The sequence below is a fragment of the Ignavibacteriales bacterium genome (assembly GCA_026390775.1).
Taxonomy (GTDB): Bacteria; Bacteroidota; Ignavibacteria; order Ignavibacteriales; family Melioribacteraceae; genus Fen-1258.
Window position 1 is genome coordinate 429,285 of sequence record JAPLFF010000003.1, and the last position, 20,209, is coordinate 449,493.

Annotated in this window: 18 protein-coding genes; 14 read left to right on the top strand and 4 right to left on the bottom strand. The window is 34.3% G+C overall.

Features of this window, described 5'->3' with window-relative positions:
* Window positions 1–189: 189 nt before the first annotated feature.
* From NTZ27_02220 to NTZ27_02230, 3 genes are all read left to right on the top strand, one after another.
* The gene (locus NTZ27_02220) at window positions 190–1,026 is read left to right on the top strand and encodes a hypothetical protein (protein MCX6173551.1); all 837 of its coding nucleotides are present in this window, start codon (window positions 190–192) and stop codon (window positions 1,024–1,026) included.
* A 241-nt stretch (window positions 1,027–1,267) separates the two neighbouring features.
* Window positions 1,268–2,056 (top strand): hypothetical protein, encoded by a 789-nt coding sequence (locus NTZ27_02225; protein MCX6173552.1) that lies wholly within the window; start codon window positions 1,268–1,270, stop codon window positions 2,054–2,056.
* Window positions 2,057–2,270: 214 nt separating this feature from the next.
* On the top strand, window positions 2,271–2,633 hold the full coding sequence (locus NTZ27_02230) for a zinc-ribbon domain-containing protein (protein MCX6173553.1): 363 nt from the start codon (window positions 2,271–2,273) through the stop codon (window positions 2,631–2,633).
* A 98-nt stretch (window positions 2,634–2,731) separates the two neighbouring features.
* Here NTZ27_02230 and NTZ27_02235 read toward each other — a convergent pair whose 3' ends face one another.
* From NTZ27_02235 to hutI, 4 genes are all read right to left on the bottom strand, one after another.
* Entirely contained in the window at window positions 2,732–3,958 is a 1,227-nt protein-coding gene (locus NTZ27_02235) for a DUF1343 domain-containing protein (GenBank protein ID MCX6173554.1), read from the bottom strand.
* Window positions 3,955–4,587 carry a cyclodeaminase/cyclohydrolase family protein gene (locus tag NTZ27_02240; GenBank protein ID MCX6173555.1) on the bottom strand — a complete coding sequence of 211 codons (633 nt, stop codon included), beginning with the start codon at window positions 4,585–4,587 and terminating at the stop codon, window positions 3,955–3,957. The genes NTZ27_02235 and NTZ27_02240 overlap by 4 nt, the downstream gene beginning before the upstream one ends.
* 73 nt (window positions 4,588–4,660) lie before the next feature.
* The gene (gene ftcD / locus NTZ27_02245) at window positions 4,661–5,677 is read right to left on the bottom strand and encodes a glutamate formimidoyltransferase (GenBank protein MCX6173556.1); all 1,017 of its coding nucleotides are present in this window, start codon (window positions 5,675–5,677) and stop codon (window positions 4,661–4,663) included.
* The gene (gene hutI / locus NTZ27_02250) at window positions 5,674–6,927 is read right to left on the bottom strand and encodes an imidazolonepropionase (protein MCX6173557.1); all 1,254 of its coding nucleotides are present in this window, start codon (window positions 6,925–6,927) and stop codon (window positions 5,674–5,676) included. The genes ftcD and hutI overlap by 4 nt, the downstream gene beginning before the upstream one ends.
* 151 nt (window positions 6,928–7,078) lie before the next feature.
* On the opposite strand from hutI, the gene glgA reads away from it, so the two are divergent.
* The 11 genes from glgA (at window position 7,079) to nrfD (ending at window position 20,209) form a co-directional block, all read left to right on the top strand.
* The gene (gene glgA, locus NTZ27_02255; GenBank protein MCX6173558.1) at window positions 7,079–8,572 is read left to right on the top strand and encodes a glycogen synthase GlgA; all 1,494 of its coding nucleotides are present in this window, start codon (window positions 7,079–7,081) and stop codon (window positions 8,570–8,572) included.
* A 3-nt stretch (window positions 8,573–8,575) separates the two neighbouring features.
* Window positions 8,576–9,151, top strand: coding sequence for an HAD family hydrolase (locus tag NTZ27_02260; protein MCX6173559.1), 576 nt, complete (start codon window positions 8,576–8,578; stop codon window positions 9,149–9,151).
* Entirely contained in the window at window positions 9,152–10,342 is a 1,191-nt protein-coding gene (locus NTZ27_02265) for a hypothetical protein (GenBank protein MCX6173560.1), read from the top strand.
* A 5-nt stretch (window positions 10,343–10,347) separates the two neighbouring features.
* The gene (locus NTZ27_02270) at window positions 10,348–11,589 is read left to right on the top strand and encodes a hypothetical protein (GenBank protein ID MCX6173561.1); all 1,242 of its coding nucleotides are present in this window, start codon (window positions 10,348–10,350) and stop codon (window positions 11,587–11,589) included.
* A 195-nt stretch (window positions 11,590–11,784) separates the two neighbouring features.
* Entirely contained in the window at window positions 11,785–13,086 is a 1,302-nt protein-coding gene (locus NTZ27_02275; protein MCX6173562.1) for a serine hydroxymethyltransferase, read from the top strand.
* 1 nt (window position 13,087) lies between these two features.
* Window positions 13,088–13,846, top strand: coding sequence for a twin-arginine translocase subunit TatC (gene tatC / locus NTZ27_02280; GenBank protein MCX6173563.1), 759 nt, complete (start codon window positions 13,088–13,090; stop codon window positions 13,844–13,846).
* Window positions 13,843–14,823, top strand: a complete 981-nt coding sequence (locus NTZ27_02285; GenBank protein MCX6173564.1) for a polyprenyl synthetase family protein — start codon at window positions 13,843–13,845, stop codon at window positions 14,821–14,823. Before tatC ends, NTZ27_02285 begins: the two co-directional genes overlap by 4 nt.
* Before the next feature lie 182 nt (window positions 14,824–15,005).
* Complete coding sequence (locus tag NTZ27_02290; protein MCX6173565.1) at window positions 15,006–15,575, top strand: cytochrome c3 family protein; 570 nt, start codon at window positions 15,006–15,008, stop codon at window positions 15,573–15,575.
* Window positions 15,576–15,589: 14 nt separating this feature from the next.
* A complete protein-coding gene (locus tag NTZ27_02295) occupies window positions 15,590–15,775 on the top strand; it encodes a hypothetical protein (protein MCX6173566.1) in 186 nt (61 codons plus the stop codon).
* 1 nt (window position 15,776) lies between these two features.
* Window positions 15,777–18,842 (top strand): TAT-variant-translocated molybdopterin oxidoreductase, encoded by a 3,066-nt coding sequence (locus tag NTZ27_02300; protein MCX6173567.1) that lies wholly within the window; start codon window positions 15,777–15,779, stop codon window positions 18,840–18,842.
* Window positions 18,842–20,209 carry a polysulfide reductase NrfD gene (gene nrfD / locus NTZ27_02305; protein ID MCX6173568.1) on the top strand — a complete coding sequence of 456 codons (1,368 nt, stop codon included), beginning with the start codon at window positions 18,842–18,844 and terminating at the stop codon, window positions 20,207–20,209. Before NTZ27_02300 ends, nrfD begins: the two co-directional genes overlap by 1 nt.

A 20,209-nucleotide genomic window follows, 5' to 3' on the forward strand; every position in this document is an offset into this window, starting at 1 on the left:
CCTTCAATCTTAAATCTATGTTAAACCAAGATTATATTTTCTCCTTCTTCTTATCTATTACAAATATTCTTATAGAATTTATTTTCGGAAATAAAATATCTATAGATCTTTCTGCCTGGGAAAAAATAATAATGTTTCTTATTCCGCGTTAGTTTTTGTTTAATTAAAAATATATTAATGAGGTGATCTATGTTAAATAAAAAAATAACACTCTTTATTTTCTCGTTCGTACTTCTATTAAGCACTACTAAAATTTATTCACAAGGCTATAAATTCGAATCAATTAAAACTTATGAGGGTGGTCGCGATGATATTAATAGAGAAGCAAGAGTTTATGAAAATTCCTACAACCAAATTAGCACAAGATACATAAGGTGTGAGGTTGCACTAAAAAATAATTTATACGGAACTCAGTCACAGACACATAAGGCAAAATGGAATTATTACAAACCGGATGGGAGTCTTTTTGGAACAGTATCAGATGATTGGACAATTGAAAGTAGTTGGGAAACTACCTGGTTTTCCAGAGGTTGGGGATGGGATGAACCCGGCAATTGGGAAAACGGCAAGTACTTAATAGAATTTTATTTGGATGATAATTATATCGCTTCAATTAGTTTTTTCATTGTGGGTACTAATAGAATTTCTCCTACTATTAGTTATAAATCTTTAAGGTTTTTTGAAAATCCAATTGTTGCGGTGGAACAGGATAAAAGAATTTATTCAACAACATTTTCTAAAAGTAAAGCGCGGTATATTCGTTATGAAGTTTATGTAGATAACCTGCTTTATAATATTAGCGATAATCAGATTACTCTAAATGCTACTTATTATAACGGAAATAATGAGATAGTGGGTCAACCTGTATTAAACTTTAATATTCCAATGAGCTGGTCGGCGGGTTATCTTCATCATGGTTGGGGATGGGATGAACCTGGAAATTGGAAGCCTGGTAATTACAAAGTTGAGATTAGATATTTGAATGACTTATTTGCAGTTAGTTACTTTACAATTACGAATGATTAAAGAGTCAGAATAATACTTTTGAATTGATTGAACCGGTTGCTTAAACGAAAAGTTTTAGTCAATGTATGGACCTTGACTGCTAAGAAAAAACTTCTTGACAACCTTCTTCTATAAATTTATGTTGATGAAGGGATAATCTTCTTAAACTTCTTTTTACCCCGGGGAAAAGATGATGACTACTTTTTTTGAAATAGATTATTGGCAGTAGAATTAATAGTTATACAACAAAAGAGAATATCAATTGGAAACCAAAATATTAAAATGGTTGGAAAAACAAGGCTATCCATTAGAGATGTATGTTTCTCAAAAATTTAGAGAAAGAAAATTTACGGTTTCTCAGTCGATCTATTATTATGACTATGAATTTAATATAAATCGAGAAATTGACGTGTTAGCTCATAAAGGAATATGTATTGAAGATAGATTTGCTTCGATAGATTATATAATCGAATGTAAATCGTCAAAAAAACCTTGGTTATTGTTTTCAACTAAAAAAGAAATTTCTTACGACCCTATTATTGAGGCAGAGCGATATATACACAACGAAAATGCTACCTCTCTTATTGTACATTTAAGCTCAACCGACCTAATAAAAAAACTATATCCTTTTTACTATGACTTTGGTACAACTGGTTATGGTCTCACTCAAGCATTCACTTCGGGAAATGATATAGCTTATAAAGCTATTAATACTCTGTCAAAATATTGTAATTCTGCGATTAGATCCTCAAATGGTAAAATGTATCCCGATAGTAAAATTATTATTCCAATTCTCGTTATTGATACTCCTCTTTTTGAGGTTACACTGTCTGAGAATTATGAACAAAAAATTGAAAGAAAAAATATTGGTTGTTTGTCTTTTAATCATGTCACAATTATAGTTGTTATCAGAGAATATCTTGATGAATTTTGCATATTGATAAATGATTCTTCTGAGTGGTTACTTGAATACTGTAAAGCCAATTTACAAACTATACAACTTGAACATGAAAAATCGATAAAAAGTCTTTACAATAATATGGATAAGTAATTGATTGTCGTTGCAAGCCACTCAACACGGACAGCGTTTTTCAAAGTGGCATTTGTTCAATTATAAAGTTGCATTTGGAAAAGTTAGTTGCTCTTTAAAGTAGGTTGTTCTTAGAAATATTTTTATAAATAAAAGTTGCAACTGTTAATTGGCATTGCTGTTCTGCTGCCGGTTAGTTGAGACGACGTTCAGTGGCTAATAAAACGGAGGATTTATGTTTTGTCCTAAATGTGGAAATCAAAACAGTGAAGAAGTCAAATTTTGTTCTAATTGTGGTAATAGTCTTGTGAGTGTGAATACTCAACGGTTATCTACACATGCATTTGAAGAATCAGAAGAAAAAGATACTCCGGTTGCACTTATTATTATTACTTGGTTACTAATAATTTTTAGTCTTTTCCCGATGGGGCAAGTAAGTCTGCTGATAAGTATCGCCATTTTATTTTGTTCCGTTTTATTACTTTTTTCAAAAAATTCTACTGGGAAAACTAATGGATGGGTGGTTTTAATAATTTGGATAATTACATTTATCATAGGTTTTTTAGGTGCATTAAATAAAGGTATTCACTACAACTAGAGGCATTTGCACGGTAGTCAAGGACCACTCCTTGACGAAAATAAATAACTCTCAATCAAGGTATGGACCTTGACTGCCAAGGGAAAGATTGGATTCAGCTAATTGTATAAGTAATATCTCTTAGAAAGTTTTCTGAACCAGTCAATATCTTTGTGTAGAAGTTTCTTTATATCATCCACTTGGAATCGCTTCGAGAATTTTAATCTTACTCTATCAGTTCCCATTACAAGATCAAACATCTTCATACGATTTGTTGTTGCAAGAGTAAACGGGTTTGTATCGGGATATAGTTTGTGATAGACTTGCAGAAAATAAAATTGAAGTTCAAGCAAGTTAACTTTTTCAAAATCGGTGATATGAATCTGCACACCGTTAAGTATTTGATCTTTCCAATCACCGTAAAGAACTTTGTAAGAAATCGGACGGAATAAAACTCCGGGTAAATCAAGAGCGTTCATTTTAACAGCAAGAGTATCGGCATCAATCCATTCAGCCGCAAATGTTTGAAAGGGAAGTGTATAAGTAATTCCAATTCCAAAAACGACAAGTTCACCCAGCACTCCGCTTGCAACAAGATAAGAAGGAGTTTCCATATACGGAACGTTCGGGGAAGTAGGAACCCAGATCAATCCGGTATCCTTAAAAAGCATATTTCTTTCCCAGCCTTCCATCTTAACAACTTTGAGTTTGCACTTAACTTTGTTGCCGAGCGCACTTTTTGTGTTGATAAGATTTGCAAGTTCGCCGCAAGTTAATCCGTACACATAAGGAATTGCATAATTGCCAACGAAGGATCTGAAATCATCTTCAACAACATTTCCTTCAATTCGCAATCCACCTAAAGGATTAGGACGATCTAAAACTATGAATTGAATTTTATTTTCTGCTGCTGCTTCCATTGCAAGTCCAAGTGTAGAGATGTAAGTATACGAACGAACGCCGATATCTTGAATATCATAAACTAGTGCATCAATTCCTTCCAACATTTCTTTTGTAGGTTTAGCGGTCTTGCCGTAGAGTGCAAAATATTTTATTCCGGTTAATGTATCTGTGTAGCTTTCGAAAGATTGTCCGGAACCAACTAATCCTTTTAATCCGTGTTCGGGAGAAAATACTGCGGCGAGTTTAAAATTATCCGCGTGTTTGAAAAGATCGAGAGTTGATTCTAATTTACTGTTAACTCCGGTATGGTTTGTAATTAATCCTACGCGTTTACCGGTGAGAAGGGAAAAATGATCTTCTTGAAGTACATCTATACCGAGAGAGACTTTCTGTGCTGAACAAACATTAACAAAAAAAACTGCTAACAAAAAAAATCTTTTCATTTCGTTCGCACTACTTTCACAACTTGTTCTACTAGTCTATCGCTAGTAAGTGTAATCTCTTCAATTAAAATGTCAGCGGTCTTTTCCAATTCAGCGGCGATAGTCTGATTGCTCAAAGAAGAACAATTGATCAATACATTCAAGTAAGCGCCTTTGGCTGCCGTTCCTACTAGTGCGGCAGCAACTCCGGCATCAGAAATAGAATTTTTATTTCCCTTATCAATTATGATTTCCAAAATAGGAAGAAGTGCTTTCGATGTTTGAATAACATCCATCGGAGCTGAAGTTGCGCCGATAGTTGCTTCTTCAATTGCTTTAGAGCGGATATTTTTTTCTTGTTCAGTTTCTTTCGGCAATTTAAATGCATCCATAACTTTATCGAATGATGCATTATCCTGTTGCCCAAGTTCTATAAATTTTTTTTGTATTTTTTCTAAATTATCTTTTAAGTTGATCATTTGCAGTTCTACATCTGCATATTTCTTTTTACCGATCGTAAGATTGCAGACCATTATTCCCAAACTTGAAGAAAGAGTTCCGCATAATGCAGCTACATTTCCTCCACCTGGAGTTGGTGAGTTGGATGAGAGTTCGTTGAAATATTCTTGTAAAGTTTTTGAGAGATTCATTTAATATCCTTTTTTTTGAACCACCCCCTTTTATTCCCCCTCCTTAGTACAAGGAGGGGGACAATGGGGGAGGTTAAATCATATACTCAATTATTTTTTCTTCCGGCTTAAACGGATGAAGCGCGCTTAGTCCTAATTTTTCAATGGCAATGTTCACTAAACTCTTTTCATCTTTCTCTTTACCATTCGAATAGAATCTTCCTGCTTGCAGCATTGCCTCAAGCGGAACCAATCCGACAATCTCACTTCCATTAACTTCAACACCGAGTCGTGCGGCTTCTTTCTTAACTTCTTCGAATGCAACATGCATTGGTGTTATATTATAGTTAGTTAAGTTCATCGAAACTTGTGAGATGCTATATTTTTCAAGAGCAACTCCCATTCCTTTTACTTCTTTCAACCGTCCAGGAACTTTTATTGTCTTTCCGTCAACTTTTATAACATTCCCATTCTCATCACGTTTAGCATAACCACTCTCTCTTAATATTTCGCCAATCTCTTTTGAGTATTTAACATCATTAGATTTAATGTTTACATTATATGCAATTAGAAAGAACCGTGAGCCGGTAACTATTGCACCAAGTTTTGGATTAAAAACGGGTTCACCATAATCGGGAAGCCAATTATTATCTTTCAATTTTTCTTCAAGACCTTCGTATTCACCCTGACGTATACTTGATAAACTTTTTCTGTCTACTTTACGGGCGGCATTTTCATAAAGATAGACCGGAACTTTTAAATCTTGAGAAATAATTTTTGCAAACTCTTCCGAAATCTTAACGCATTCTTCCGTAGTTACATTTGCAACCGGAACGAATGGAACGACATCAATCGCACCGAGACGCGGATGTTCTCCTTTGTGTGTGCGCATATCAATCAATGATGCAGCAGTTCTGCAAGCATTTAATGTTCCGTTTAATATTCCTTCTTCATTTCCTGCTAATGTTACAACAACACGATTATAATCTCCATCCGGTTCAAGACTTAATAATTTTACATCTTTAGTTTTAGCTACGGCTTCTTTTATCGCTTCAAATGTTTTTTGATTTTTCCCTTCACTGAAATTCGGGACGCACTCAATAATTTTCATAAAGTATCCGCTCTCTGAAAAATGATTTGACCTTTTTTAATTGTGTATTTGTTCAAATTGATTCCAATGCTATAAATTATTTCTTGGTAATCTTTAGCAGCAAAAACTGCAAAATCCGCTTGCTTACCGACCTCAATGCTTCCCGACTTATCATTTAATCCGAGCGCTGCAGACGCATTTATGGTAACAGCAGAAATAATTTCTTCGGCACTCATTTTCATTTTAAGTGTGGCAAGCTGCATAATAAAATGAAGATTGGAAATATGTGATGATCCAGGATTATAATCAGTCGCCAAAGCAACAATCGCATTATGTTCGATCAACTTTCTTGCGGGCGCATAATCATAATCTAAAAAGAATGATACACCTGGCAATAGAACTGAAACTGTTTCGCTCTTTGCTAATTTCGGGATATCATCTTCGTTAATTACTTCAAGATGATCAACAGAAAGGGCTTTGTGTTTCAATGCAACTTCTAAACCGCCGATATTATTAAACTGTTCTGTATGAAGACGTAATTTGTAACCAAGTTTTTTTGCTCTGGTAAAAATCTTATCAACTTCATCGGAAGAGAACGCAGACTTCTCACAAAATGCATCAACAGAATCTGAAAGTTTATTCTTAATGATGTAGGGGAGAAGCTCTTTAATGATAAGATCTAAATATTGTTTGTGATCGTTCTTATATTCGGGAGGATAAGTATGAGCACCTAAAAATGTAGAAATTATTTCTATCTGTGAATGAGTTTTAAAATAATTTATAACTTGAAGAAGTTTTATCTCATCGTAAAAACTTAATCCGTATCCGCTCTTGATCTCTAAAGTAGTAATTCCTTGCGTAATGAAATAATCAATTCTTGGTTTAAGTATTCTAACCAATTCTTCAAAAGATGAATTGCGGACAGCTTTAACTGTAGAAATTATTCCGCCGCCGGATTTTGCAATTTCTTCATAAGTTGCACCGTTAAGTCTCATCAAAAATTCGTTTGCACGTGAACCGGCAAAAACGGAATGTGTGTGACATTCAACTAATCCCGGAAGTAGAATTAAGTCTTTTAGATCAATAGTTTTATCGGCAGATGTCTTTGAAGTAGACGAATTAGGTATTAAATCTTTAATTATACCATTCTCAACTAGTATAGAATGATCGGTAATTGGATTAATATCACTTAATTCGGAACCGCGCTTTAAATTCTTGCCGTTAGTATTAACTGTAATTATCTGAGATGGGTTTTTAAAGAGTGTTTTCATGCTTTTTTAGTTATTAATAAAGGTAAACTACTATTAATCATAGATGAACGTTTCAAAAATAGAGAAATCGAATCTTTATTTGCTAATAATTTTGTCAATGCCGACGTATTTTCGTAATTTTGCATGTTAAAAATCGAAGGGCTTAAAAAACATGTCTTCAGGCAAAAAATTAAAGATTCTTTTCGCAACTTCAGAAGTAGTTCCTTTCATTAAGACAGGCGGTTTAGCAGACGTGTCGTCTGCATTACCTCAAAAATTACAAGAGATGGGGCATATAGTAAGAATTATAGTTCCAAAATACGGCGCTATTGATGAGAGAAAATTTAAGATTCACGAAGTTGTTCGCCTGAAGGACTTAAAGATTAACATTGGTAATAAAGAAGTAATCTTTTCTTTACGGTCTTCTTTTTTAATTGGACCAAAAACAAGAGTACAGATTTATTTCTTAGATAATCCAGAATACTACGGTAGCCGACATAGTCTTTACGCAGACCCAATCACAGGTGAAGATTATCCCGATAACGATGAAAGATTTATTCTTCTTTCACGTGCTGTTTTTGAACTGATCACAAAGTTAGGATGGACACCGGATATAATTCACTGCAATGATTGGCAGACGGGATTAATACCGGCTTACTTAAAATCCACGTACAAAAACGATCCTACATTTAAATCAATAAAAACTATTTTCACAATTCATAATCTTTCATTCCAGGGTATTTTCCCAAAAGCAAATTTTGCTAAGACAGATTTACCAAAAGAGTTGGAAAGTGAAAAAGGAATTTTACATAAAGGTAAAATCAATTTTTTAAAGAGCGGATTGCTTTATTCCGATATGATAAATACAGTTAGTGAAACTTATGCAAAAGAGATTTGTCAGCATAAAGATTACGGGCTGGGCTTAGAAGCAATTCTACTCAAACGGAAAAAAGATCTTTACGGAATAATAAATGGAATTGATGATACAATTTGGAATCCGGAAGTAGATTCTAAAATACCGCACAAATTTTCTATGAAAAATATCGAAATGAAAAAAGAGAGTAAAAAAGCTCTTGCAAATAATTTCCACTTCACAGCAAAAGATGATGTACCGGTTATTGGAATGATCTCTAGACTTTATGATAATAAAGGAATGGACCTTATAGAAAAAGCATTTCCAAGTTTAATGAAAATGAATATTCACTTTATTCTACTTGGCACCGGCGATAAGAAATATCATAAATTCTTTACCAGCATGGCTTCAAAGTATCATAATAAATTTTCGTGCTATATCGGATTCGATGATGAGCTAGCACATTTAATTGAAGCAGGTTCTGATATTTTCTTAATGCCTTCTAAATATGAACCATGCGGTCTGAACCAAATGTATAGTTTAATGTATGGGACCATACCAATCGTTCGTCATACAGGAGGACTTGCAGATACAGTTCAAGCATATAATCCAAAAAATAAAACCGGCAATGGATTCGTCTTCAAAAAATATTCTGCATCAGAAATGTTAAAAGAAATCAAAAATGCAGTGAAGATTTTTACCAAAGATCAGGATAAATGGCAGAACATTATGCGTAACGGAATGAAATCCAATTTTACTTGGATGAATTCTTCCAAGAAATATGTTGATCTGTATAAAAAGCTTACCGACTAATTGATGAAACGCCATGCGATTTTTTTAGATCGTGACGGAACTATTAATCACGATTCCGGTTATATAAAAGACCCGTCTGAAGTTGTTTTACTTTCCGGAGTATCAGAAGGAATTAAGAAACTAAAGAATGAATATGGTTTCAAAGCGATTGTCATATCAAACCAGGCAGGTGTCTCTAAAGGAATTATGACGATCGGGGATGTTGATTCTGTAAATGATCGCATCAATCATCTTTTAAAAAAGAACGGGACTGAAATTGATGCATTCTATTATTGTCCTTTTCATCCTGATTTTGATCCGCCTGAAAAATCAAATTGTAGGAAACCTTCTCCGGTTATGATTGTTCAAGCTGCAGAAGAACATGAGATCGATCTTTCTAAATCATTTATGATAGGCGATAAAGCAAGTGATATTGAATGCGGCATTAATGCAGGAGTGAAGACAGTACTAATAAATAGTGAAGACAATCGTAATGAAATTTCTATCTTGCATAATCTTGGAAAAAAGCCCAATTTTACAGCCGCTAATTTCAAAGAAGTATGCGATTTTATTATCAATGATTTTTCCGGAGGAATTTAATTGATCAGATTTTTGAAACTTGCCTTTTATCTATTTGCAGTTATAATTCTAATTGTTTCCTGTAGTCAAGATCCTACATCAGTCGGTTCAGAATTAATTTCCCAAAATGAAAAGATTGCATTTCAGGAATTAGACAGTTATCAAGCAAACGTTTTTCAGAAGTCGGTTAACTATCAAGATAAATTTAAGTTCGGTTTATCTAATGTGGTCTTAATGGGAAAGAATTCTTTTGCAGAATCTTCTATTCTAATGCGTTATCATATTTATTTGCCGGATTCTCTATTGGCATTAGTTAAGAGCGGGCAATACACTGTTAAATCAGCTACGATGAAAATGATTCCGCGTTATCTCTTGGGAGATAAAACTGCGACTTTAGATTTTTCTGTGTTCCAAGTTCGAAGTGATTGGAGTCCTAGTGGATTTGATAGAGATAGTATTCCAAATTTAATTTATGATCCTGTTGATGTTTCATCAGGATTAACTGTAAATGATACACTTGTAAAATTTAATTTAAAAAATGATGTTGTTACTCAATGGTTAAAATACGCAGCTGATAGTAATTCAGCACCAAAGAATTTTGGTATACTTCTAAAACCAAAACTATCATCACAAAAAATTGTAGGTTTTAATTCAGCCATTGCAAGTTCATCAACAAACGAGACAGTTCTTACGGTTGAACTGGAAAGACCTTCAATAAGAAAAGACACACTGGGAATATCTCCATTTTTTCATATTTATTATTTAACAGGACAGGTACCTCAACAAAATAGTAACTTAACTTTTCAAGGTGGTATAGGATTAAAAGGGACTTTATTTTTTGATTTAAGTTTGTTGCCTAAAAATATAATTGTTAATAAAGCATATCTTGAATTGAATGTTGATACAACTTCAACTTTAGATGGAAATCCTTCTTCAGATTCTCTTTTTGCGCAAATACTTGCTGACAGTACAACGAAAAAATTGACAAAAGATAGTACTGTTGTTACCGTACTTGCTAAGAAAAATAAAATTTATACCGGTGATATTGCATGGATGGTTCAGAAATGGCAAAACGGAGAATCGAACCAAGGAATTTTACTTTCTCTCTGGGATGAATATGCTTCGGCTGCACGTATTGCATTCTTTGGAAGCAAGGATCAAAACAAAGCACTTAGACCTAAATTGAAAATTATTTATATGCAAAAAAAGTAGTCTAAATGAAAAAAATAAAAATCATAATGTTATTACTTCTTGCTACAATCCCATTGATGGCGCAAGGAGGTTCGCTTTATTCGGGGTTTGGTATTGGTGATTTAAGAACATCATACTCTGCACGCAGATTTGCAATGGGTGAAATGGGAATTGCATTAAGTGATGTTGACTATTTAAATTCTATGAATCCGGCTGGATGGAACTCGCTTAGATTAACACGTTTTGAATTAAGTATGAATTATAACGGAAGTAATATACAAAGCGCTTCCTCATCTGCATTTTACAGCAAGACAGGATTTAACGGAATGATGTTAGGATTTCCTGTTGAACATGATTTGGGCTTATCAGTTACATTAGGACAAGTACCATATTCGCAAGTCGGTTATGAAATCAAAACAAATGTTAATGATACTTTAGTAGGGAATTATAATTACAGTGATCAAGGTGAAGGCGGAATTTCAAAAATGTTTATTGGTACTTCATACCGTTTACCTTTTGATTTCTCAATCGGCCTTTCCTATGATTATTATATTGGCAGAGTTACTCATAATCTCGTCGCTAATTTTGATGCTACTTCAACTTTTAAGAGTGCAACTTTCGAAAAAGAAACCAGTTATCATGGAATGGGTTTTACTTCAGGAATTATTTCAAGCGATCTTTCAAAATTATTTGGATCTACCGAGTTTAAGGATTTTAGAATTGGATTCGTATATACTCCATCAGTTACTTTAAGTGCAGATTCTGTAAATAATTCTACAACGTCTATTGGCACAATTACTACATCAACAGGTTCTATAAAAAATAATCTTCCTTACAAATTGGGAATCGGTACTACCTTTAAGTATACGAACAATTATACGTTCACACTCGATTATTTATACCAGCCCTTCAGCGAGTATACTTCAAACGGTAAACAAGATATCAATTTGCAAAATTATTATAAGCTGGGTTTAGGATTTGAATATAGAAATGCCGATACACGATCAAATGCATTTTGGGATCATGTCATGTATCGTACCGGATTAAGTTTTGAACAGACTCAATTTAAAATAAAAGAGACTGGAATAAATCAATATTCAATTTACGGCGGTATTTCACTTCCGATAAGTTTTGACAACACAATTGATCTTGCTTTTCAATATGCAAAAAGAGGAACTACCGATAATAATTTATTACTTGAGAATATCTATAAATTTACTGTAACAATAAGTATTGGCGATCTCTGGTTTATCCGTCCTGATAGATAAGATTATCACTTACTGATTATTTATGATATCAATTTTGAATTATTCTCCCATTCCTACTAACAATTACATCTTATCATTCAATCACTTTTCTTTTCGTAAACTTTATTTTGAATTGAATTTCCAGAACAGCATATTTGAAAGAGAAATTTCTATTCACTAATGCAAATTAATTTTATCAAATAAAAATGAAGTGATATGTACAATCAATTACAAAACGACAAAGAAGCTTTTAGAATTTCTCAATTAGAACTTAATCGTCAAGAAACACAACTTGAATTAATTGCGTCAGAAAATTTTGTTTCCCAGGCGGTTTTGAATGCAGCCGGTTCAGTTCTAACTAACAAATATGCAGAAGGTTATCCTGGTAAAAGATATTACGGCGGATGCGAATTTGTTGATTTGGCTGAAGACCTTGCCCGTAACCGCTTAAAAAAATTATTCGGTGCGGAATATGCTAACGTGCAGCCGCATAGCGGTTCTCAAGCTAATATGGCCGTCTACATGACATTGTTGAAACCCGGTGATACGATTCTTGGATTGAGTCTCGATCATGGCGGACATTTAACTCACGGTTCACCCGTAAATTTTTCCGGACAAATTTATCACTCAGTTGGTTATAGCTTAAATAAAGGAACTAAACTTTTAGATTATAACTTAGTTGAAGATCTTGCAAAGAAAGAAAAACCAAAATTAATTGTTATGGGTGCGAGTGCATATTCACGTGATTGGGATTATGCAAAGTTCAGAGAGATCGCCGATAAAGTTGGTGCATTATTAATGATGGATATGGCTCATCCGGCAGGATTAATTGCAAAAGGTTTGCTGAATAATCCGCTTCCATATTGCGATGTTGTAACATCAACGACACACAAAACTTTGCGCGGTCCAAGAGGCGGAATTATTTTAATGGGAAAAGACAGAGATAATCCTTTCGGAATAAAAACCTTAAAAGGAGACCGCTTAAAATTAATGTCGGAAATTTTAGATAGTATGGTAATGCCCGGAATTCAGGGCGGACCGCTTATGCATGTAATTCTTGCAAAAGCAGTTGCATTCGGAGAAGCTCTTGAAGATTCATTTACAGATTATGCAAAACAAATAATTAATAATGCAAAGATGTTATCAAACGAACTGACAACTTTAGGTTATAATATTGTTTCCGGCGGAACAGATAATCATTTAATGCTAGTAGATCTAACTAATAAAGAATTAAGCGGGAAAAAAGTTGAGAATACACTCGGAGCTGCCGGAATTACAGTAAATAAAAATATGATTCCGTTCGATACTAAAAGTCCTTTTGTTACAAGCGGTATTAGAATTGGAACGCCTGCAGTTACAACGCGCGGTATGCAAGAAAACGAAATGAAAAATATTGCATCGTTCATAGATAAAGCAATAAAAAATGTTGAGAACGAATCAGTATTGTCTCAAATAAAAAGTGAAGTTGCAGAACTCTGTTCCAAGTTCCCTTTATATCCTCAATTAAAACAAAACTAAAATGACAGAGCAAGAAGAAAATAATATTGACAGCGAGGATCCGAAAGAAGAAGTGGAGATGACTTTTCTTGATCATCTTGAAGAGTTAAGATGGAGAATAATTTATACTGTAATTGGAATTTTTATTGGGACAATTATAGCGATGATATTTATTGATTTTTTCGTTGATAAAATTCTTCTTCTTCCGGCTCGAACAGCAAATTTTAAATTACAAAACCTCCGACCTTTCGGTCAGCTTTTTCTCTACTTCCAAGTGGCTATTATGCTCGGTTTGATTTTTAGTTTCCCCAATGTAGTCTATCAATTATGGAAGTTTATTGCACCGGCATTGAAGTCTAAAGAAAAAAAATATATAAAATGGATTGTATTGTTCACTACTTTTTGTTTTATGTGCGGGGTAGTTTTCGCTTATTACATCATGCTTCCGCTTACATTAAAATTTGCTGCAGGATTCGGCTCTGCTGCTATACAAAATAATTTTTCAATAGAGGAATATCTCTCAATAGTTCTTAATATCATACTTGGTGCAGGTCTAATATTTGAACTTCCGATGCTTTCATTTTTCCTTTCTAAGATTGGTTTACTTTCACCAAAACTGATGAGAAAATATAGAAGACATGCTATTGTGGTTATAATGATAGTAGCCGCATTTCTATCTCCAGGAACAGATCCAGTCTCACAAGTGCTTCTTGCTGTTCCATTGGTTTTGTTATATGAAATAAGTATTTTTGTTTCAAAAATATTCCAAAAGAAATCTTGATAAATAAATCCTTCGCAGAAATTACACTCCCGATTGAAGACGAACTTTCGAAATTTAGTGAGCTCTTCAAGCAATCCTTAAAATCGAAAGTTACCCTCTTAGAATTAGTAACAAGATATATTCTAAAGCAAAAAGGGAAAAAAATTAGGCCTATCTTAGTTCTACTTTCAAGTGATTTATGCGGCGGTATATCTGAACGCAGTTATCGAGGTGCTACTTTAGTAGAATTACTTCATACAGCCACTTTAGTTCATGATGATGTTGTTGATAATGCAGAAACAAGAAGAAATTTCCCTTCGATCAATGCTGTTTGGAAGAATAAAATTGCTGTATTAATGGGTGATTATTTATTGGCGCGCGGTTTAATGCTTGCAGTAGATGGAAACGATTTCGATTTTCTCAGAGTAATAACAAATACAGTTAAGAGAATGTCGGAAGGGGAATTGCTGCAGATTAGTAAAACAAGAAAATTAGACATAGATGAAGAAACATATTTTAGAATTATTTCCGATAAGACTGCATCGCTTTTATCAACATGCTGTGAAATAGGAGCGCGTGCGTCTACTGATGATGGAAAAAAGATAAATGCAATGAAGGAATTCGGTGAAAATCTTGGAATTGCATTTCAAATCCGCGATGACATTTTAGATTTCATCGGCACTAAAAATATATTCGGCAAATCGCTCGGTGCTGATATCAAGGAAAAGAAAATAACACTTCCGTTAATATATGCGTTAAAAAACGCACCTCAAGAAGAATCAAAAAAAATCATTAATTTACTAAAGAGTAAAGAGAGAAAAACAAAGGTAGATGTTGTAATAAAGTTTGTTAAGATGTATGAAGGTATAAAATACTCTGAAAAAGTTGCTCTTGAATATTCTAATACGGCTTTATCTAAATTAGAACAGTTTCAGATATCCGAGTCACGATTATCATTAGAATCATTAGTAAGTTTTGTTGTCGAAAGGAAAAATTAGATAAAATTATTTTTTAGAAGTTAAAAATTTTTGATTTTAAATTTCGTTTCTTATCTTTGGCAGTAATTTTTTAGCTAATTGTATATCTTATCTCTTTAATAATTTCTAGCGAAAGCTAAGCTAAATAACTCAAGAAAGATTCCAATAAAACGATCTGTTAATTATACTATTACAGGTATTCAATGAAGAGAACGGTACTGGATTATGCACTCAAGATTCGCCTCCCGTTAACATTATTTGTTGTAGCAATATCTTTCGTATTAACTTTTTATTTCTCCCGTGCTGAAAGAGATAGTGTAGGATACAAACCTGAACAACCAATAAAATTTTCTCATAAACTGCATGCAGGACAAATGGTGATAGATTGCCAGTATTGCCATATAGGAGTTACCAAAGAAAGACAAGCTTTAATCCCTTCTGTAAATATCTGCATGAACTGTCATACTATATCACGCAAAGATAAACCTGAAATAATCAAGCTGACAAAATATTATAATGATGGGAACATAATTCCTTGGAAGAGAATCCATAAGGTCCCGGAATACGCATATTTTAATCACAGCGTTCACGTAAATAAAGAAATTGATTGTGCAAGCTGCCATGGTGATGTAAAAGAAATGGATGTTGTTGAACAAGTTAAACCATTTACAATGACTGCTTGTTTAGATTGTCATAGAAATCCTGAAGAAAAATTGCCTTATTTGAAGAATGTTAAACTTGGTCCGGAATATTGTTCCGCATGTCATAGATAATTAGGAGATTTACTTTGATAGCATTAAGCAAGATAAATAGAAAAAGTTTTTTTGAAAAAATTGGTAAAGGTGCACTTGTGGCTGTTGTTGCATCAGTAATACCGTTTAAGTTCTTTACATCAGTTGCAAAAACATCATCAAATAAAAATATTAAAATTAAAATTCATCCTTTTGCAGTTAAAAGAAAAGATAAGGTCTAAGATGAGCGATTCCTCAAAATCATCAGATAAAAAACAATTGTGGAAAAGTCTGAATGACTATAACAACGATCCGGAAGTTTTAAAATTTAAGCATGATGAATTTGTTGAAGGTGTAACTGAAGAATTTGATCCTTCAAAGCTTTCGGGAATTTCAAGGAGAAAATTTTTAGCTCTTCTTTCTGCTTCTGCTGCGCTTACCGCAACTGCATGCACAAATTACCGTGATAAAGGTGAAATAATTCCTTACAACAAAAGACCCGAAGAAGTAATGCCGGGTGTTGCAAATTATTATGCATCAACTTGTAATGGTTGCGGACAAGCTTGCGGTATTTTAATTAAGACTCGAGAAGGAAGACCGATAAAGATCGACGGTAATCCCGATCATCCGATTAATAAAGGAAAGATTTGTGCAAAGGGACAAGCAAGCATTCTAGATTTATATGATCCGGAAAGATTAAAAGCACCACGCTTTAATAGAAATGATATTAGTTGGAAAAGTGTTGACAATGATGTAATGAATGCGCTCAACAGTTCTCAATCAAGCGGAAATGAAATCGCAGTTGTTACCGGTTCGATTACTTCTCCGACAACAAAAAAAGTCTTGAACGATTTTGTTGCAAAATATTCGAACACAAAAATTTATTCTTATTCTTTGATCAATGATCAGCAGAGAAGAAATGCGTGGATGGATTCTTACGGAACCGATGAGTATCCGGCGATTAAATGGAAAGATGCAAACGTTATTCTTGCTCTCGATGCCGACTTTCTTGGTAACGAGGGAAGTTATATCGAGAACATGAGAGAATATACTCAGCGCAGAGAAACGAACGGCAAAACGGATTTCAACCGTTTGTATGTAGGCGAAGGAAGAATGAGCGTTACCGGCATGCTCTCCGATTACAGATTCCGACTTTCTCCCGACTCTCAATATGAATTTGTTATGGCTTTGATCAATGAACTGAGCGGTCGTGGTTCCTCGATTGCTATTGATAGCAACGCGAAATCTAAATTTGGAAAGTATTCACTAGCAAAATTTGAAGCGTTAATCGGCAAAGATAAATTGGATCATCTCGTTAATGATTTAAACGCCAACCGTGGTAAAAGCATTATTTATGCCGGAGATACTTTGCCTAAAGAAGTTCATGTTGCGGTAAATCTGCTAAATGAAATTTTAGGCAATACTGTTCTTTATGATTATACATCATTATTAAAATCTTTAATCAATCAATCAACGAAAGAGGAAATTTCTAAATTAATTGATTCGATGAATGACGGAAAAGTTGGAGCAGTAATTCATTTTGATTCTAATCCGGTTTTCACATTGCCTGGAGATTATGGTTATACCTCAGCATTAAAGAAAGTTAATACAGTTGTAACTTTAACAGAAGCAGAAAATGAAACATCTGCAGCGAGCAATTACATACTTCCAATTAATCATGCATTTGAAAGTTGGGGAGATGCCAATACCCGCAGTAATGTTTATAGTTTACAACAACCTGTAATCTCGCCAATATTCAACACTAGACAAAAAGAAGCTGTGCTGCTCACTTGGATTTCGGGCGATGCAAACTCTTACAAAGAAGATTCATATCACCAATACTTGATGAATAATTTTAATGCAACTGTTTATACTAAACAAAACACATTTGCCGATGCAAAAACTTTTTGGTATTCAGCACTTCACGATGGAGTTGTTTTACTCAATGAACCTTCGCAACAAAATAAATTTAATCTCACTGCATTTAATAATATTAAAGAATTAGAAAATGGAAATGGCTTTACTCTTCATCTAACTGAGAGTTATTTTGTTGGCGATGGTAAATTTGCAAACAACGGCTGGCTTCAAGAAACTCCTCATCCTGTTACAAAAGTAACATGGGATAATTACGCCGCAATTTCACCCAAGCTTGCAAAACAGCTTGATGTTGAAATGAACGATTTAGTTTCAATCGGAGTTGGTAAAACAAATTTAGAATTGCCGGTTTTGGTCCAGCCGGGGATGGACAATAAAACGATCAATATTGAATTAGGTTATGGAAGAACTGTTGTCGGTGAAGTCGGGAAAGAAGTCGGATTCAATTCTATTTCGTTAATGTCAAAAGAATTTTCATTATCACCTTACATTTATCAAAATGTAATAATCAAAAAAGTTAATGAGACACATAAATTAGTATCAACTCAAGAACATCATTCACTCGATGATACTTTTGTTAAAGATTTTCATCGCACAAGAAAGATTATTCAAGAAGGAACAGTTGAGAAGTACAAGAAAGAACCAAACTTTTTACATGAAGTAGAAGAAAAGTTAATTGGTATCACAAGAGAGCATCAATACACCGACTTAAAATGGGCGATGGCAATTGATCTCAACAAATGTACAAGCTGCAGCGCATGTGTAACATCGTGTAATGTTGAGAACAATATTCCTGTTGTTGGTAAAGATCAAGTTGGACGCGGACGTGAAATGCAATGGATAAGGATTGACCGTTATTATTCCGGAACCCCTGATGAACCGATTGTAAGTAACCAACCGATGCTTTGCCAGCATTGCGATAACGCTCCTTGCGAAAATGTTTGTCCGGTTAACGCGACTAATCACAGTCCCGATGGATTGAACCAGATGGTTTACAATCGTTGCGTTGGTACGCGTTATTGTTCAAATAACTGTCCTTATAAAGTACGGCGATATAATTTCTTTAATCACCGCGATCACTTTGCTGATGCTTATTATGATAACGATTTAACATCCCTTGTACATAATCCAGAAGTCACTGTTCGTTCTCGCGGAGTTATGGAAAAATGCACTTTCTGTGTTCAGCGAATTATGGAAGCTCGCTCGAACGCCACACGCGATGGAAAAATTATAAAGGGAAGTGATGTTGTTACAGCATGTCAGCAAGCTTGCCCGACAAATGCAATTACTTTTGGTGATACGAACGATCCAAATTCTGATGTAGCAAAATTAAGAGAACATAATTTGTCATATCATGTTTTAGAAGAATTATATATTAAACCGAATGTTACATACATTGCCAAACTTCGAAATACTCATTCGGAGGAAATTTAGTGAGTACTGTTGATTACACACGGGAATTATCTGTCTTAGAAGGTAAACCAGCATTAAGAGAACTTGATGATCTAATTGCTAAACCTCTTGAGACAAAGCCGGATAAGAAATTTTATATCGCGCTTGCAATTACTCTTTCCATGACAGGATTACTAGTCCTCGGTCTCGCTTTAACTTTTTATTACGGTATTGGAATGTGGGGAAATAATATTCCGGTAGGTTGGGCTTTTGATATTATAAACTTTGTTTTTTGGGTTGGTATCGGTCATGCAGGAACTTTGATCTCTGCAATTTTATTTTTGTTCAGACAGAAATGGCGTACGGGTATTGCTAGATTCGCGGAAGGTATGACGGTCTTTGCTGTTATGACAGCGGGATTATTTCCGTTAATACATGTTGGTCGTCCTTGGTTGGCTGGATATTTATTCCCTTATCCAAATCAGCATTCAGTTTGGGTAAACTTTACATCACCTTTGTTGTGGGATGTTTTTGCTGTTGCGACTTATTTAACAGTCTCGTTGATTTTCTGGTACGTTGGATTAATTCCCGATCTGGCAACATTACGCGAGCGGACAAATCATAAAATTAAAAAGATGATTTATTCTACTTTCAGTTTAGGTTGGAGATTTTCGAATCGTCATTGGCATCATTATGAAATGGTTTATTTAATACTTGCCGGATTTGCAACTCCACTTGTTCTTTCCGTTCATACAATAGTAAGTTTTGATTTTGCAGTTTCTGTAATTCCCGGTTGGCATACAACAATCTTTCCTCCGTACTTTGTAGCCGGTGCTGTATTCTCCGGATTTGCAATGGTGCAAAATGTTTTGATCATAGTTCGAAAAATTTTCAACTATGAACATATTATTACTGTTGATACGCTTGAGAAGATGAACAAGGTAATGCTTCTCACCGGTTCTATGGTTGGTTACGCATATGCAATGGAATTTTTTATTTCTTGGTACAGCGGAGTAGAAGCAGAACGATTTGTTTTCTTGAATAGAGCACTTGGACCTTATGCATGGGCATATTGGATTATGATAACATGCAATGTCGTTTCTCCTCAGCTTTTCTGGTTCAAAAAAATTAGAAGAACAATTCCGGTAATGTTTGTAATTGCAATTTTTGTAAATATCGGAATGTGGTTCGAAAGGTTTGTTATTATCGTTACATCGCTTTCAAGAGATTTCTTACCTTCAAGCTGGGCTTATTATAAACCAACATTAGTTGATGGAATGATTTTAATAGGAAGTTTTGGATTTTTCTTTACATGGATTTTGCTATTTACAAAAGCTTTGCCTGTTGTTTCTATGGCTGAAGTAAAAGCTGTTGTGGACGGCGCTCAACCTTCTCATAAGGATCATTGA